This is a genomic window from Microbacterium sp. P5_E9 (assembly GCF_054049175.1).
In genome coordinates this window covers 1-628 of the sequence record NZ_JBFUMV010000085.1, presented here as the reverse complement: position 1 = coordinate 628, position 628 = coordinate 1, and the positions used below count along the sequence as shown (strand labels likewise).

General features: G+C 63.9%; 1 protein-coding gene and 1 pseudogene. Both read right to left on the bottom strand.

The features are described 5' to 3' along the window. Positions 1-329: site-specific integrase (locus tag ACXJ3V_RS20350; RefSeq protein ID WP_457102172.1), on the bottom strand; the 329-nt coding region annotated here is incomplete at its 3' end. Further along, positions 326-628: pseudogene (locus tag ACXJ3V_RS20345) on the bottom strand (hypothetical protein); the annotation flags it as partial. The gene ACXJ3V_RS20350 and the pseudogene ACXJ3V_RS20345, both read right to left, overlap by 4 nt.

Here is a 628-nt window from a genome sequence, read left to right as displayed (position 1 = left end):
GAGGCGCATTGGGCGACAGCCGCCGGCTCGCGCTCGGCAACGAAGCTGTAGAAGCTTCGCAGCGCTGCGAGCCGGCAGTTGCGTGTCCCGACCGAGACCCCACGCGCCTGCTCACTGTTGAGCAGGAACGCTGCTACCTCGTTTGCAGTGAGATCCGCCAGGGTCAGTTTGGCGACGGTTCGGTTGTGCCGCTCGGCGGCAAAGCGTAGAAACAGCCGCCACGTGTCACGGTAGGACCTCACCGTGTGCGGCGAGACGTTGAGCTGCTGGACCAGCCGCTCGTAGAAGAAGGCGTGTAGCAGTCCGGGGAACGGGTTGGCTGGCTTCATGATTGTTCTCCCAAGGTGGCGTGCAGTGTGTGTGCGGCGTAGGCCCTGAAGCGCTCGCTCGCCTGTTGCAACAACTCCTGTGTGACCGTCAGGTACACCAGCGTCGAGTGGATGTCCTTGTGTCCGAGGTAGCTCGCCAGATAGGGCAGCCGTTGCTGCGGATTGATGCCCTCGCGGTACCACGCCAACATGCGATTGGCCACGAACGAGTGGCGAAGATCATGAATGCGGGGGCCGAGACGTCCCCTCTCGGGCTTCAGCCCAGCCCGGCGCATCACCTTCACCAGCAGCTTCCCGGC